The organism is Streptomyces sp. BoleA5, assembly GCF_000373665.1.
In the GTDB taxonomy this organism is placed as follows: domain Bacteria; phylum Actinomycetota; class Actinomycetes; order Streptomycetales; family Streptomycetaceae; genus Actinacidiphila.
The window spans coordinates 198,837-213,543 of the sequence record NZ_KB892094.1 but is presented as its reverse complement, the minus strand read 5'-3'; the positions used below and the strand labels follow the sequence as shown (position 1 = coordinate 213,543).

At 72.0% G+C, this 14,707-nt stretch carries 16 protein-coding genes and 1 pseudogene; 6 read left to right on the top strand and 11 right to left on the bottom strand.

What is annotated here, in order from left to right; genetic code table 11:
• The first annotated feature begins 116 nt into the window (after nt 1–116).
• Nucleotides 117–968 carry an IS5 family transposase gene (locus tag B085_RS0110520; RefSeq protein WP_026250888.1) on the top strand — a complete coding sequence of 284 codons (852 nt, stop codon included), beginning with the start codon at nt 117–119 and terminating at the stop codon, nt 966–968.
• 421 nt (nt 969–1,389) lie between these two features.
• Nucleotides 1,390–1,812, top strand: a complete 423-nt coding sequence (locus B085_RS51870; RefSeq protein WP_420706588.1) for a hypothetical protein — start codon at nt 1,390–1,392, stop codon at nt 1,810–1,812.
• 85 nt (nt 1,813–1,897) lie between these two features.
• Here B085_RS51870 and B085_RS0110510 read toward each other — a convergent pair whose 3' ends face one another.
• Complete coding sequence (locus tag B085_RS0110510; protein WP_018558527.1) at nt 1,898–2,875, bottom strand: hypothetical protein; 978 nt, start codon at nt 2,873–2,875, stop codon at nt 1,898–1,900.
• A gap of 216 nt (nt 2,876–3,091) precedes the next feature.
• Between B085_RS0110510 and B085_RS0110505 the strand changes: the two genes are divergently transcribed.
• Together B085_RS0110505 and B085_RS0110500 are read left to right on the top strand one after the other, a co-directional pair.
• Nucleotides 3,092–4,105 (top strand): SAM-dependent methyltransferase, encoded by a 1,014-nt coding sequence (locus tag B085_RS0110505; RefSeq protein ID WP_018558526.1) that lies wholly within the window; start codon nt 3,092–3,094, stop codon nt 4,103–4,105.
• A 20-nt stretch (nt 4,106–4,125) separates the two neighbouring features.
• Nucleotides 4,126–5,268 carry an NADH-quinone oxidoreductase subunit D gene (locus tag B085_RS0110500; RefSeq protein WP_018558525.1) on the top strand — a complete coding sequence of 381 codons (1,143 nt, stop codon included), beginning with the start codon at nt 4,126–4,128 and terminating at the stop codon, nt 5,266–5,268.
• Nucleotides 5,269–5,316: 48 nt separating this feature from the next.
• Here the strand turns inward: B085_RS0110500 and B085_RS0110495 are convergent, their stop codons facing one another.
• The 4 genes from B085_RS0110495 to B085_RS0110480 all read right to left on the bottom strand — a co-directional run bounded on the left by B085_RS0110495 (nt 5,317) and on the right by B085_RS0110480 (nt 8,840).
• Complete coding sequence (locus tag B085_RS0110495; RefSeq protein WP_018558524.1) at nt 5,317–6,315, bottom strand: hypothetical protein; 999 nt, start codon at nt 6,313–6,315, stop codon at nt 5,317–5,319.
• A gap of 172 nt (nt 6,316–6,487) precedes the next feature.
• Entirely contained in the window at nt 6,488–7,453 is a 966-nt protein-coding gene (locus B085_RS0110490; RefSeq protein ID WP_018558523.1) for an ABC transporter substrate-binding protein, read from the bottom strand.
• Nucleotides 7,450–8,160 (bottom strand): ABC transporter permease, encoded by a 711-nt coding sequence (locus tag B085_RS0110485; protein WP_037731548.1) that lies wholly within the window; start codon nt 8,158–8,160, stop codon nt 7,450–7,452. Before B085_RS0110485 ends, B085_RS0110490 begins: the two co-directional genes overlap by 4 nt.
• A complete protein-coding gene (locus B085_RS0110480; RefSeq protein WP_018558521.1) occupies nt 8,160–8,840 on the bottom strand; it encodes an ABC transporter permease in 681 nt (226 codons plus the stop codon). Before B085_RS0110480 ends, B085_RS0110485 begins: the two co-directional genes overlap by 1 nt.
• Before the next feature lie 169 nt (nt 8,841–9,009).
• On the opposite strand from B085_RS0110480, the gene B085_RS0110475 reads away from it, so the two are divergent.
• Nucleotides 9,010–10,206: an ABC transporter ATP-binding protein gene (locus tag B085_RS0110475; protein ID WP_018558520.1), complete on the top strand. Its 1,197-nt coding sequence runs from the start codon at nt 9,010–9,012 to the stop codon at nt 10,204–10,206.
• Nucleotides 10,207–10,219: 13 nt separating this feature from the next.
• Nucleotides 10,220–10,840: a GPP34 family phosphoprotein gene (locus B085_RS0110470; RefSeq protein ID WP_018558519.1), complete on the top strand. Its 621-nt coding sequence runs from the start codon at nt 10,220–10,222 to the stop codon at nt 10,838–10,840.
• A gap of 20 nt (nt 10,841–10,860) precedes the next feature.
• Here B085_RS0110470 and B085_RS0110465 read toward each other — a convergent pair whose 3' ends face one another.
• From B085_RS0110465 to B085_RS41945, 6 genes and pseudogenes are all read right to left on the bottom strand, one after another.
• Nucleotides 10,861–11,355, bottom strand: a complete 495-nt coding sequence (locus B085_RS0110465) for a DUF3180 domain-containing protein (RefSeq protein WP_018558518.1) — start codon at nt 11,353–11,355, stop codon at nt 10,861–10,863.
• A gap of 54 nt (nt 11,356–11,409) precedes the next feature.
• A complete protein-coding gene (gene folK / locus B085_RS0110460; protein WP_018558517.1) occupies nt 11,410–12,000 on the bottom strand; it encodes a 2-amino-4-hydroxy-6-hydroxymethyldihydropteridine diphosphokinase in 591 nt (196 codons plus the stop codon).
• Nucleotides 11,997–12,356, bottom strand: a complete 360-nt coding sequence (folB, locus tag B085_RS0110455) for a dihydroneopterin aldolase (protein ID WP_018558516.1) — start codon at nt 12,354–12,356, stop codon at nt 11,997–11,999. Before folB ends, folK begins: the two co-directional genes overlap by 4 nt.
• Nucleotides 12,357–12,580: 224 nt before the next feature.
• Complete coding sequence (locus B085_RS0110450; protein ID WP_018558515.1) at nt 12,581–13,066, bottom strand: nuclear transport factor 2 family protein; 486 nt, start codon at nt 13,064–13,066, stop codon at nt 12,581–12,583.
• Nucleotides 13,063–13,917, bottom strand: a complete 855-nt coding sequence (folP, locus tag B085_RS0110445) for a dihydropteroate synthase (RefSeq protein WP_179279670.1) — start codon at nt 13,915–13,917, stop codon at nt 13,063–13,065. Before folP ends, B085_RS0110450 begins: the two co-directional genes overlap by 4 nt.
• A 23-nt stretch (nt 13,918–13,940) precedes the next feature.
• Nucleotides 13,941–14,671: pseudogene (locus B085_RS41945) on the bottom strand (phosphatidylglycerol lysyltransferase domain-containing protein); the annotation flags it as partial.
• Nucleotides 14,672–14,707 lie beyond the last annotated feature (36 nt).

Below are 14,707 nucleotides of genomic sequence, written 5' to 3'. Positions count from 1 at the left end.
TAAGACCGACCGGCAATAGGTGGCCGCTGTGCGTCTGAGAGATGGTCTGGATGCGGCACGGGCACGGGCCTACGTGATCATGGAGTTCTCTACGCTCAGTGATCATGAAGGACGCCGTGCCCGCTCTGCCATCTTGCCTGCTTGAACCCCTCTGGAACCAGTTCGCTGCCCTTCTGCCCGTCCGGGGAGAGTTCGTCGCGGACCATCCGCTCGGCTGTCACCGCCGTCGGATCTCCGACCGGAAGGTCTTCGAGCACATCGTGCTCGCGCTGGTCCACGGCTCCGGATACGAACGGATCTCCAGTCCCGGATGTTCTGACCGCACGATCCGACGGCGCGTCAAAGAGTGGGCTGAGCTGGGAATATCCGGTCAGGTGCACGCCCTCGCGCTTGAGGCGTACGACCGGATGATCGGCCTGGGGCTGAGCGAGATCTCCGTTGACGGCTGCATCACCAAGGCTCCTTCCGGGGGCGAGAAGGCCGGACGTTCCCCGGTCGACCGGGGCAAGCAGGGGCTGAAGCGCTCCGTCGCCTCCGACGCGTGCGGTGTCCCTCTCGGGATCGTCTCCGACGGTGCCAACCGGCACGACTCGCCTCTGCTCGGCCCCACCCTGGAAGCCGCGAAAGCCCAGGTCGGCGCGATGCCGATGACGGTCAACGTCAACCTCGACCGCGGTTACGACAGTGCCAAGTCCCGTGCGCTGGTGGCAGAGTTGGGATTCTCTGCCGAGATCGCGCGCAAGGGCGTGCCGGCTCCGATCCAGGCCGGCAAACGCTGGGTGGTCGAACGCACGCACTCATGGATGAACGACTACGGCAAGCTACGGCGCTGCACGGAGAGAAGCGGCAAGGTCGTGGACTTCTACCTCTACCTCGCCGCCACCCTCGTCACGCTCCGCATGCTGATCCGCCGAGCAACGAGTCGCTACCGCTGGGACGACCGACCCACCACTCGACGCCTCACATGATCCATTTGCCGGTCGGTCTAAGTACTCCGGATCTTCGATAGTTGACGGGTCCATGACAGACTTCGCGATCTTAGCCCACGGGGCAGAGTCGCACTAGGATTTGCCCTCTGCCGATCATGTGACTACCCGGTGTCCGGGTAACTGATGTGGACATGAGGCGGGGTGATCTGAATGACGCGCAGTGGGAACGGCTGCGGCCGTACCCACTCCGCCACCAACAGGCGTTGTGGCAGGTGTCGGAATCACCGGCAGGTCATCGACGGCATCCTGCACCGGGTGCGGACCAGTTTCCAGTAGCGTGACCTGCCCGAACGGTTCGGACCGTGGGAGACCCTACGAACGACACCGACTGTGGTCGGCCGAGGGGACATGGGAGCGTCTGTCGTAGCAGGTCCAGGCTGCGGCACGGCCGGGGGGACTCGTGGAATCCACCATCGTCCGCGCACATGTGCACGCGGCCGGCGCCCGCACCGATCCCGGCATCGAAGGGCGCCCGCTGTCCCTGATCGTCACACTGCGACAACGGGCTGGCTGCACCCATCTCAAGCAGGTGCTGAAGATGGTTCGCATCGCCAAACCCGGACCGGTCAAACCTCGCACGAAGCCCGACAGCGTTGCGACGGAGAAGGACTACAGGAACCGGCTTGTTCGCGAGTACCTGCGACGCCAAGGAATCCGGCACACGCTCCCGGAGAAGGCTGACACCCGGGCCACCCGCCTGCGCAAAGACTCACGCGACGGACGGCCACGCGGCTTCGACGAAGAGCGGCACAAGAAGCGCAACACCATCGACCGGGCGATCAAGCGGCGGAAGCAGCACCAGGCCCGTGGCCATCCGCTATGACAAGCGCAGACACGTCTACCTCGGTACCGCCACCGCAGTAGCGCTCCCCGTCAGGCTCCCTACATGATCCACCGGACAAGTCCTTCTAACTCTTGTGCTCGCCCTGCTCGACCGAGACCTGGTCAAGGTAGTAGTTGCACTGGTTGCCCGCCTCGCAGGACAGGGCCACCGTGTTCTCGCCCTGCTTCAGCCGGATGTAGCTGTAGGTCTTCGTCCAACCGCCCTGGTAGTCACCGGGCTTGGCCTTCGCGAAGTTCTTCAGGCTCATCGGTCGCTGCTGCTTCTCGCCGTTGACGGTGATCGTGGCGTTCCCGTCGGCGCCCGGCACGGTGTACTCGACGAACAGCGTGTACGCGCCGTCCTCGGGGGCGGAGAAGGTCCACGTGGCGGAGGCGCCCACGGACTCCATCCCGGCGACGTACTTGCCGTCGGCGCCCTTGCCCCCGGAGACACCGGTGGTGACCGTGGCGCCGCCGGCGAGCTTCAGATCGGCCGCGTCTGCGACTCCCGGCAGCTCCCCGCTCGCCGGGGCCGAGGGCTCGCCGGAAGCGTCGCCCTTGCCGCCGTCGCTGCTCGCCGTCGGGGTCGGGCTGCTTCCCGCCTGCGGGTTGTCGTCGTCACCGCCCGCCATGGCGACGCCGATGCCGATCGCGACCGCGGCGACCACGGCGACGGCGCCGATCAGCAGGCCCTTGCTGTTGGGGCCGCCGGGGCGCGGAGCGGCCGCGCGGCGGCTTCCGCCACCGGCCGGTCCCGCCGGGCCGGAGGGTCCGCCGGGGCCCTGGGGGAACTGCTGGGTCGCCTGGGCCTGCTGGGGCTGCGGCTGACCGTAGGCGGGCGGCTGCTGGCCGTACCCGGGCTGCTGCTGCGGGTAGCCGTAGCCGCCCTGCTGCGGCTGCTGCGGGCGCCGCTCGCCGACCCGCTGCACCTGGTTGTACGAGGTGCGCGGCACGCCGGGCTGGGCAGCGGCCGCCTGACCCGGCTCCTCGCCGTCCTGGCGGTACAGGTACGCGAAGGGGTCGTCACTCCCGGGCTCGGGGGCACCGTTGTTGCCGGCCGTCATCGCTCTTCACCTTCCACTGCCTGTCGCTTGCACAGCACCTATCAGTACCGGGGCATCCGGCAAAAGGCGTGCGCTCCCCGCGGTGGCGAATGTTCATGATCGATTCATCCGCGGCCGTCACGGGCGGACACACCTCTGACCACGGCACCCTACCTGGAACCGGTGATGGGCCGCTCAACCGTCCGAAGCCCCGGGTTGTGCGCATACGGTGGAGGCGTGATCGACAGCACAGCCGTGTGGACGGGGTGGCGGGAGGCCACGGAGCGGGCCCTGTACGGCCCGGGAGGATTCTTCCGGCAGGAGCGCCCGGCCGCCCATTTCCGCACGTCGGTCCATGTCTCGCCGCTCTTCGCGGGGGCCGTCGCCCGGCTCCTGGAGCGCGTCGACGCGGACCTCGGGCACCCCGCCGAACTGGCCCTGGTGGATGTCGGCGCGGGCGCCGGGGAACTGCTCACGGGGGTGCTCGATGTGGTTCCCGCCACGCTGGGCGCCCGCCTGCGTCCGTACGCGGTGGAGAGGGCCCCGCGACCGGACGGCCTGGACGCCCGGGTGAGCTGGTCCGAGGAGCTCCCGCGGGGCCTGCGGGGCCTGCTGTTCGCCAACGAGTGGCTGGACAACGTGCCGGTCGCAGTCGTGGAGACCGACGCGCACGGGGTGCCCCGGCACGTCCTCGTCCGCGCCTCGGACGGCGCCGAACGCCTCGGCGAGCCGGCGGCCGGGGAGGACGCCGACTGGCTGCGCCGCTGGTGGCCGGTCGAGGGCGCGGAGGCCGGGACCAGGGCGGAGATCGGCCGCTGGCGGGATTCCGCCTGGGCGTCCGCGGTGGCCTCCCTGGAGGCCGGGCTCGCCGTCGCGGTCGACTACGGCCACCTGGCCGGGGCCCGCCCGCCGTACGGGACGCTCACCGCGTTCCGGGCGGGCCGCGAGCTCTCGCCTCCGGTGCCCGACGGCTCCTGCGACATCACGGCACACGTGGCCATGGACGCCTGCGCGGGCCCTGGGGCGGTCCTGCGCAGCCAGCGCGAGGCCCTGGGCGCCCTGGGGGTCACCGGGGGCCGTCCACCGCTCTCGCTGGCCTCCTCCGACCCCGCCGGCTACGTGCGCGCCCTGGCCCGCGCGGGCCAGGCGGCCGAACTCACCGACCCGTCCGGGCTCGGCGGCTTCCTCTGGCTGGAGCAGCCCGTGCCCGCGGCCGGGAGAGCCCCGGGGGGCACGGCCCCGGCCACGTAAAGGGATGGGAAACTGGGGCCATGACGGAGACCACGATCGGCATCGGCGGCGCGGCCGAGGGCACCGACATGGTGCTGAACATCGGCCCGCAGCACCCCTCGACACACGGTGTGCTGCGCCTGCGCCTGAGCCTGGACGGCGAGCGGATCGGCTCGGCGGAGCCGATCATCGGGTACATGCACCGGGGCGCCGAGAAGCTCTTCGAGGCCCGGGACTACCGCCAGATCATCATGCTGGCCAACCGGCACGACTGGCTCTCCGCCTTCTCCAACGAACTCGGCGTCGTGCTCGCCGTGGAACGCATGCTCGGCATGGAGGTGCCGGAGCGCGCGGTGTGGACCCGCACGCTACTCGCCGAACTGAACCGGGTGCTCAACCACCTGATGTTCCTCGGCTCCTACCCCCTCGAACTGGGCGGGATCACCCCGATCTTCCACGCGTTCCGCGAGCGCGAGGACCTGCAGGCGGTCATGGAGGAGGTCTCCGGCGGCCGCATGCACTACATGTTCAACCGCGTCGGCGGCCTCAAGGAGGACCTCCCCAACGGCTGGCACGGCCGGGTCCGCGGCGCCGTCGCCGAGGTGCGCTCCCGCATGGGGACCTTCGACGACCTCGTCCTGGGCAACGAGATCTTCCGCGGCCGCACCCGCGGCGTCGGCGTCCTCTCCGCGCACGACGTGCACGCCTACGGGGTGAGCGGGCCGATCGCCCGGGCCTCGGGCGTCGACTTCGACCTGCGCCGGGACGAGCCCTACCTGGCCTACGAGGAGCTCGCCGACACCCTGAAGGTCCCCACCCGCACCGCGGGCGACTGCCTGGCGCGCTTCGAGGTGCTGCTGGAGCAGACCCACAACGCCCTCGACCTCGCCGACGCGTGCCTGGACCGGCTGGCCGAGTTGCCGCCGGGCCCCGTCAACCAGCGGCTGCCGAAGGTGCTCAAGGCCCCCGAGGGCCACACGTACGCCTGGACCGAGAACCCGCTCGGGCTCAACGGCTACTACCTCGTCTCCAAGGGCGAGAAGACGCCGTACCGCCTGAAGCTGCGCTCGGCGTCCTACAACAACGTCCAGGCGCTGGCCGTGCTGCTGCCGGGCACGCTCGTCGCCGACATGGTGGCGATCCTGGGCTCGATGTTCTTCGTCGTCGGCGACATCGACAAGTGACCGGCGGGCCGCCCCCGGGGGGCCCGCGGCCGCCGGATGTCAGGAATGTCAGGAGGAGCGGGCGCGCAGCTCGCTGAGGTCGAGCTGCTCGGTCTCGTCGTGCACGGTCAGGTCGATGACCTCGGCCTGCTCGGCCACCGCCTCGTCCCCGACGACGTCGGCGAGGTCCGCGTCCGCGGGCGCCGTCGCCGTCTCGCCCGCCGCCTCCAGCTCCTGGGGGCGGGCCTTCTCGTTCTTCGTGCCGAAGAAGTCGAAGCCGCCCTGGGCGCGGCTGGCCTGCCGGTTCGGCCTGGCGTAGGGCAGCACGGCCGCGGCGACCGCCGGGACGAGCTTGGGCTGACGCACCGGCAGCGCCGGGTTGCTCCCGCTGCCGCTGGTGGTGGCGTCGTCGGGACGGTCACGCACCGCCGGGTCCAGCGCGTGCTTGCCCTGCGGCTCGTCGGTGTCCGCGAGGTCGCGGCGGCGTGCCTCCTCGACGGTGAGCGCGGCCTGCTGTCGGGCCCCGTTGCGCGACAGGTCCCGCAACGCGGCGGACGCCCGCAGGTACGCGGCCGGGCTGACCGGCGCCGTGTAGGGCACGGGGAGCGCGGAGCTGACCGCCTTCTTCGCGACGCGGCCGTCCTCCAGGGCGCGGGCCCGCTCGGACTCGGCGGTGGCGTAGCGGCGCAGCAGGTCCGCGTGCTCCGAACGGAGCCGGGCCAGTTCGGCGCGCTTGCCGCGCAGTTTGTTCTCCAGCTTGCCGCGCAGCTCGCGGGAGTCCTCGAGGTCCACCTCGAGTTCCGCGATCCGCTCGTCGGCACGCCACTCGTCGCGCACCCGCGCGGTCTTGAGATCGGCGACCTGCTTGCCCGCGGCGCGGTCCCAACTGCGCAGCAGGAAGGCGCCGCCACCGGCGACACCCGCCGCCGCGACGACGAACACACGGAGCAGCACCGGATCACCGATCACCAGTGCGCCGACGGCGAGGGCCGCGGCCGAGCCGGCAACCGTCGCGGGCGGGAGCAGCCGGTGCAGCGGCTGGGAATGGCGGTGGCGTCCACGGGGCATGGTAGGGAACTTAGCGTGCCGGTGGGTCGTGTGGGGCCGCGGCATCCGATTTCTCACCGAACACCCAACGACAAATACGGAGGGCGCTCACGCGCATACGAATCGTCACGTGAGCACCCTCCCGCCACCATTTATTCGATCTTGTCCGTCGGGCCGGTCCGGCCCGCGGGGCTCAGCCCTTCAGCAGGCCCTTCGACTTCAGGTAATCCGCCGCGACGTCCTCGGGCTTCTTGCGCTCCGAGTCCACCTGCTTGTTCAGCCCGGCGAGGTCGGCCGTGGTCAGCACCTGGGTGAGCTTGTCGAGGGCGGCGGCGACGTCCGCCCCGCCGGCCTCCTTCGCGTTGACCACGGGCAGCAGGTTGTCGGCGTTCTGCAGGCCCTTGTCGTCCTCCAGCAGCACCAGACCGAACTGGTCGAGGGTGGCGTCCGTCGTCGTGGTGAGCACCAGTTGGTCGGTGCCGTCCTTGACGGCCTGCTTGGCCTGGACGGTGCCGACGCCCTTGGCGTCGACCGACGTGACGTCTATGCCGTAGATCTTCTTCAGGCCGGGCGAGCAGAAGGGGCGGATCGAGCATTCCTCGCCCGCGGCGAGCTTGACCTTGATCTTCGACTTACCGAGGTCGGAAAGGGTCTTGAGGTCGTTCTTCTCCGCGAATTCCTTGGTGACCGCGAAAGCGTTCTGGTCGACGGCCTCCCCGGCCGGCAGCACCTTCAGCCCGCGCGGGGCGGCGAGTTCGCTGAGCGCCTGGACGGTGGCGTCGACGTCGGAGGAGGCGACGGGCGCGGCGTCCTTGCCGTTCGCCTTCGCGTTGAGGAACTCCGCGAGCGTGGCCGCGTACTCGGGGACGACGTCGATCTGGCCCTTCTCCAGGGCGGGTTCGTACAGCTCGCGGTTGTCGACGGTCTTGATCGTGGTCTTGTAGCCGGCGTCGGTCAGCAGCTGCGAGTACAGCTGCGCGAGGACCGTGCTCTCGGTGAACCCGGCGGAGCCGACGGTCAGGGAGCCCTTGGAGCCGCCGGCCGGCGAACTGCCCCCTCCCCCGCTCTTCTCCAGGCTGTCGCCGCCGCAGGCCGCCAGGCCCGCGGAGAGGACCGCCACAGCGGCCAGGGCGGTGGCGGTGCGCAGGGCCTTGCTCATGTGAACTCCATCTGATGGGTGGAACGGGCAGGTCTTCGGGCGGGTCGGGACTTCCGTGCGGGGGACACCAGGCGCTGCAACAACAGGAAGACTCCCTCCACGAGCAGGGCGAACGCGGCCACGAGCACCGCGCCCGCGACGACCTTCGGGGTGTCGAACTGGGCGAAGCCCGCGGTGATGATGCGGCCGAGGCCGCCCTCGCCGGGAATCGCGGCGAGCGTGGCGGTGGCGATGACCTGGACGGCGGCCGAGCGCACCCCGCTCATGACGAAGGGCGCCGCGAGCGGGAGCTCCACCCGGGCCAGCAGCTGGCCGCCGGTCATCCCCATGCCGCGGGCGGCCTCCACCGCGTCCCGGTCGACCTGGCGCATGCCGACGTAGGTGTTGGTGAGGAGCGGCGGGACCGCGAACAGCACCAGCGCGATGACGGTGGGCCAGTAGCGCACCGAGTTCGTCGCGACGACGAGCAGCACCAGGACGGCGAAGGTGGGCACCGCCCGCCCGACGTTCGAGAGGTTCACGGCGAGCGCGCCGCCCTTGCCGAGGTGGCCGAGGAGGACCGCGACCGGCAGGGCCACGAGGCAGGCGATGGCCATCGACACGGAGGTCAGCGCCAGGTGCTCGCCGAGCCGCTGCAGCACCCCGTCGGTGCCGGTCCAGTTGGCGCCCGTGGTCAGCCAGCCCCACGCGCCGGGGATCGTCCCCATCAGCCGGTCGCCTTCGCTGCCCTGGCCCACGGCGTGAGCAGCCGCTGCACCCCGAGCAGCAGCAGATCGGCGACGAGGGCGAACACCACGCAGATCACGGACGCGGTGAGCACCTCAGCCTTGAAGAAGCTCTTCATGCCGTCCTTGATGAGATTGCCGAGACCCCCGTAGCCGATGAGCGAGCCGACCGTGGTGAGGGAGACCGTGGCGACCGTGGCGATGCGCACGCCCGCCATCACCGCGGGCATCGCCAGCGGCAGCTCGACCTCCCACAGCAGGCGTATCGGTCCGTAGCCCATGCCGCGCGCGGCCTCCCGCGCGTCCTCGGGCACAGCGTCCAGACCGGCCAGGAAGTTCCTGACGAGGATGGTGAGCGAGTACAGGGTCAGGCCGGTGACGACCACCGACGCGGAGATCCCGAACACCGGCACCAGCAGCGAGAAGAGGGCCAGCGACGGGATCGTGTAGAGCACCGTCGTCACCCCCAGCACCGGCGCCGCGGCCGCCCGCCAGCGCCGGGCGAGCAAGGCCAGCGGCAGCGCGAGCAGAACACCCGCCGCCACCGACGCGGCGGTGATCCACAGATGCTCCACACTCGCGTCCACCAACTCCTGGCTGCGCGTGCGCACGAACTCGCCGCAAATCCATTCGTTCGCCGCGAGACAGTCCTGTCCGGCCATGCGATGCCACCTCCCCCGCCCGGTTCAGATCATGCAGGTGAGCGTAAACCCGGCCACGGACATTCCCGGTGTCCTGCCACATCCTCGCAACACCCCCTTCACATCCGTCGCCGAGCGTGTACCAAGCTGGGGGGTGAGCCGAACCGCCCAGCGCCGACGAGAGGTCCCGATGATCCGCTTCGAGAACGTCACCAAGCGCTACCCCGACGGCACGACAGCCGTCGACGACCTGTCCTTCGAGGTGCGCGAGGGCGAACTCGTGACCCTCGTCGGGCCGTCCGGCTGCGGCAAGACCACCACGATGAAGATGGTCAACCGGCTCATCGAGCCCACCGCGGGCCGGATCCTGCTGAACGGAGAGGACATCGCCCGCACCGACCCGGTACGGCTGCGCCGCGGCATCGGCTACGTCATCCAGAACGTCGGGCTGTTCCCGCACAAGACCGTGCTGGAGAACACCGAGACCGTGCCGCACCTGCTCGGCTGGACCCGCGCCAAGCGCCGGGCGCGCGCCGCCGAGCTGCTGGAACTCGTCGGCCTGGACCCGTCCGTGCACGGCGCCCGCTACCCCGAGCAACTCTCCGGCGGCCAGCGGCAGCGGGTCGGCGTGGCCCGGGCGCTGGCGGCCGACCCGCCGGTGCTGCTGATGGACGAGCCCTTCGGCGCCGTCGACCCGGTGGTGCGGGAGCGGCTGCAGTCGGAGTTCCTGCGGCTGCAGGAACAGGTGCGCAAGACCGTGCTGTTCGTCACACACGACATCGAGGAGGCCGTCCGGCTCGGCGACCGCATGGCGGTCTTCGGGCCCGGCCGGATCGAGCAGTACGACACCCCCGCGACGGTGCTCGGCTCCCCCGCCACCCCGTACGTGGCCGACTTCGTCGGCTCCGACCGCGGTCTGAAGCGACTGTCCGTCACCCCGGTCGAGACCACCGACCTGGAGCACCCGCCCGTCGTGCGCGCCGGCTCGCCGGCCGCGGAGGCCGCCGCCCTCCTGGCGAAGCAGGGCGACCCCTACGCGGTCGTGCTCGACGACGACGGCGGGCTGCGCGGCTATGTCGCCGCGGGCACCCTCACCTCGGGCACCGTGGCGGACCACACCCGCCGCCTGGAGGCCTGGGTCCCGGTGGGCTCCCCCCTCAAGCGGGCCTTCAGCGCGATGCTCCAGCACGACGCGGGCTGGATAGCCGTCGTGGACGGCGACCGCTTCGCCGGGGTGCTGACCCCCGCGACGCTCCACGCCGCGCTGCGCCGTTCGGTCAATGAGGACGGCGAGGACGGCGACGCGGCCGGAGCGGGGCAGCCGGTGGCGGCCCCGGCCGGAGCGGGCGACAATCGCCGGACGGAACCGGACGCCGAAGCCTCGTGATGCGGAGCGTTCCATGACCACCCCGCGGGACCTGATCATCACCGCCCTGGAACGGGCCGCGGCCGCCCGACCCGCCGTGGAACCGGGCGACCTCTCGCTCGCGCTCGCCGCGGCCGAGGCCGTCGACCTCCTGGCCGCGGGGGCCGTCGCCCTGGAGGGCGGCCGCCTGGTGCCGGACGGGCACCCGGAGATCGCCGACCCCCTGCTGGCCGAGGCCGCGGCCTCGCTGGTGCGCGGGGCGCCGTACGAGGCGCCCGGCGACTGGCTGTGGCGCCGCGGCCGCGGGCTGGCCGACGCGTACCTGACCGGCCTGGCGGCCGAGGGCCAGGTGGTGAGGGAACGGCACCGCAACTGGCTGGTCCGCGACACCCGGACCGTGCTGACCGACTCCCGCGCCCGGCGGCGCGCGGCCGCCCGCATGGCGGCGGACGAACCCGTCCTGGCCGCCCTGACCACCACGCTCGGCCTGCGCCGCGGCTCTGCCGCCGACGCGGCACCGGCCGTGAGCGACGCCTCCGCGGCCCGCGTCCTGGCCGCCCTCGACGACGCGCTGGCCGAGCTGGCCTCCGAACGCCGGCGCCGCTCCCGGCGCCAGGCCGACGCCGCGGCGGAGAACGTCCGGCGGGGCTACTGAGCCCGGGCGGAGCCCCCGCGCTACGCCCGGCCGCCCACCGTGCCGGTGCGGTTGTCGTCCTCGTCCTCGGGGAGGCGGCAGACCCGCTCCAGGAAGATCGCGGCGGCGCAGACGGCGGCGCCGGCGATAACCGCGACACCGGCGTAGATCGCCTGGTCGCGGCGGGGGTCGCTGTCCATCTGGTACATCAGGAGGAAGGCGCACACACCGCCGTACATCCCCGCGACCAGCGCGGCGACCAGGGCGCTGGCCTGGCCGAAGACCACCGCGCGGGCGGCCAGCAGCGGGTCGACGCCCTTGGCCCCCGGACGCCGCTCACGCTGCGCGCGCAGCCGCGAGCGCAGCGACAGCGCCGTCGCCGCCAGGACGGCGGCGATCAGCGCGAGCACGATCGGCGCGGCCACGGGCACGCCCGGCAGGGTGCCGAGCGAGTCCCACAGCTTCGCCCCCGCCCACGAGAGCACTCCGGCGACCACGAACAGTCCGACCAGGGTCCTGATGCGCAGCGCCTTCACCGGGTGCTCGCTCCCCACATCACATCGACGAACGTACGGACGGGATCGTAACGATTACTCCGGCAGCCTGAGTTCCACATCGCCCCGGGACCACACGCTCTCCCGGCCCACGCCCGCCAGCAGACCCGCCACCGGCCCCTGGCCCGGCAGTTCGGCGCCGGGGTCGATGTCGAGCCACGGCGCCAGCACGAAGGCGCGCTGGTGCGCCCGCGGATGCGGCAGCGTCAGCTCCGGGTCGTCGGAGACGACGCCCTGGTAGGCGACGATGTCGACGTCGATGGTGCGCGCACCCCAGCGCTCACCGCGGGTCCGGGCGAAGGCGTCCTCGATCGCCCGTCCGCGCTCCAGCAGCGAGGACGGCGGGAGCGTCGTCCTGACCAGGACCACGGCGTTGAAGTAGTTCGGCTGCGAGCCCGGCTCGACGCCCCAGGGCTCCGTCTCGTACACCGGGGAGACCTTCTTCACCCGCAGGCCCGGGGTGTCCTCCAGGGCGTCCACGGCGCCCTGCAGCGTCTCCAGGCGGTTGCCGAGGTTGCTGCCCAGCGAGATGACGGCGTACTTCGGGTTCTGCAGCGTCGAGTCCGCGGCGTCGACCTGCGCGACGACGGAGGCGGGGACGGGCTGCACGGTGGGGTCGTAGCTCACGGGCGCCTCCGGGTGATGGTGACGGACACATCGGCGAACGGGACGGTGATCGGGGCCTGTGGTTTGTGCACGGTGACCTCCACCTCCTGGACCAGGTCGTGCTTGAGGACCTGGTCGGCGATCCGCTGGGCCAAGGTCTCGATCAGGTCCACGGGCTCGCCCTCGACGACGGCGGTGACCTCCTCGGCCACGATGCCGTAGTGCACGGTCCTGGTCAGGTCGTCCGTCGCTGCGGCGGGGGCGGTGTCCAGGCCGAGGACGAGGTCCACGAAGAAGTCCTGGCCCTCGCGGCGCTCGTGCTCGAACACGCCGTGGTGCCCGCGGGCCTTCAGGCCGCGCAGCGCGACACGATCCACGATTCACTCCCGCAGGTCGACGAACGGACGGACGGGCGCGGTCCGCCCGCCCAGCGGGAGGGGAGCGCCGCACTGCCCTTACTCGAATGTACCTTCGACCGCCGACAGTCCCGAGTACCGGGCGGCGAGGCGGCCGACCCCGCGCTTACCCGGGGACGCGGTGTCCTACTCGCGCCTTCACAACTTCTTGCCGGTTCTTGGCACGAACGGGTGGTCAGAACGCCTCAGGCGGACCCCTCGCCGCCGTTGTCCACGTCCTCCGCGGCGTCCTCGTCGATGCCGTCGGCCATCACCGGCGAGCCGTGGTGCACCCACAGCCGCCAGCCCTCGGATGTGCGCCGAAACACATTCGTGGCGACCACCAGGCCGCCCACGAGCGAGCCCATCTCGCCCTCCTCCTCGGCGGGGCCGCCGGTGAGGATGTTCTCGGTGCAGGTCACCAGGGCCGTGTCGCCGTCGACCGCCACCTCGACGTCGGTCAGGAAGAACTGGATGTACTCGGTGTTCGCCATGATCAGGGCGTAGGAGCGCATCACCTCGCGGCGTCCCCGCAGCACCGGCCAGCCCGGGTGCACCACGGACACCGTCTCCGCCAGCGGGCCGGTCAGCACCAGCTCCTCCAGCGCGTCCAGGTCGGACTGCTCCACGGCGTCGTAGAACGCCTGGTTCGCCTGCTCGACCCGTGCGGCCTCGGCTGTGCGCGGCGTCATCGTGCCCCCTCCAGTGCCCGTGCGACCCGCACGGCATCGGCGCTGTCGTGCACCTCGTGCACCCGGACCGCCCAGGCGCCGCGGCCCGCCACGATGGCGGTGACGGCGGCCGTGGCGGCGTCGCGCTCCCTCGCCGGGGGCGGATCGCCGCCCTCGCCGGCCAGTACCCGGCCGAGGAACCGCTTGCGGGAGGCCGCGATCAGCAGGGGGCGGCCCAGGGCCCGCAGGTCCTCCAGGTGGGCGATCAGGGTCAGGTCGTGCTCGGCGTTCTTCGCGAAGCCCAGCCCCGGGTCGAGGACGATCCGCTCCGGGTCGATGCCGCCCGCCACGGCGCGGTCGAAGCTGTGCCGCAGCTCCGCGGTGACCTCGCCCACGACGTCCCGGTAGACCGCCCGGTTGTTCATGTCGATGCTCTGGCCCCGCCAGTGCATCACGATGAACGGGCTGCCGGTCGCCGCGACGACCGGGATCATCGCCGGGTCCGCCTGACCGCCGCTGACGTCGTTGACCAGGACCGCGCCCGCCTCGACCGCCTTCTCCGCGACCGCGGCCCGCATCGTGTCCACGCTCACCACCGCCCCGGCCCGGGTCAGCTCGCGCACGACCGGGACGACCCTGCGCAGTTCCTCCGCCTCGTCCACCCGCGCCGCGCCCGGACGGGTCGACTCGCCGCCGACGTCCACCAGGTCGGCACCGGCCGCGACGAGGTCCAGGCCGTGCTTCACCGCCAGCTCGGTGTCGAACCACTCGCCGCCGTCCGAGAACGAGTCCGGCGTGACGTTCACCACGCCCATGACCGCGCACCGGTCCCAGGACGGCAATCCGGCCACGTGGCCGCGCAACGTACCCATGGGCTCAGCCTAGAGCGGGCCGCTCACCGCAGGCGCCGTGAGGCCCAGGCGGGGAGGGCCAGGGTGACGAATCCCTCGGCCCGCATGGCGGCCAGCCCGATCCGCGGGAGGTCCCCGGTGGCCCGGAAGACCAGGAAGCGCGGCAGCCACTCGGGCTGGAACTTGGCGTTGAACCGGCACAGCGACTCGATCTGGAACCACCGGGACAGGAAGACCAGCAGGCCCCGCCAGGTCCGCAGCACCGGCCCCGCGCCGAGCCGCTCCCCGCGGGCCGGCGCCGACCGGAACATCGCGAAGTTCAGCGACACCCGCCGCACGCCCAGCCGCGGCGCCTCGCCCAGCGCGGCCACGATCAGCAGTTCGTTCAGCCCCGGGTCGGCGGACCGGTCGCGCCGCATGAGGTCCAGCGACATGCCGTCCTCGCCCCAGGGCACGAGGTGCAGCACCGCCCGCAGCGCGTCCTGGCCGTCGTACGCCGTCACCACCACGCACTCCCCTCGTCCGCGGCGTCGCCGAAGCGGCCCAGCGCCATGGAGAAGCCCCGCTCGGTGTCCGTACCCCGCCAGGCGTCGGCCGCGCGGCGGACCGCGTCGCGTTCCTCCTCGCCCAGCTCCGCCACACGCCGGACCCGGCACACATAGCCGGCGCGCTCGGTGCGCTTGACCATCTGCCGCACGTTGCGCATCGCCCGCCCGGACAGGGACAAGCGGGAGGTCTCCACGACGGCCTCGTCGCCCAGCTCCAGGGCGTCCAGAACATCGGCCGGGACGGCCGGGGGCCGCGGCCCCTC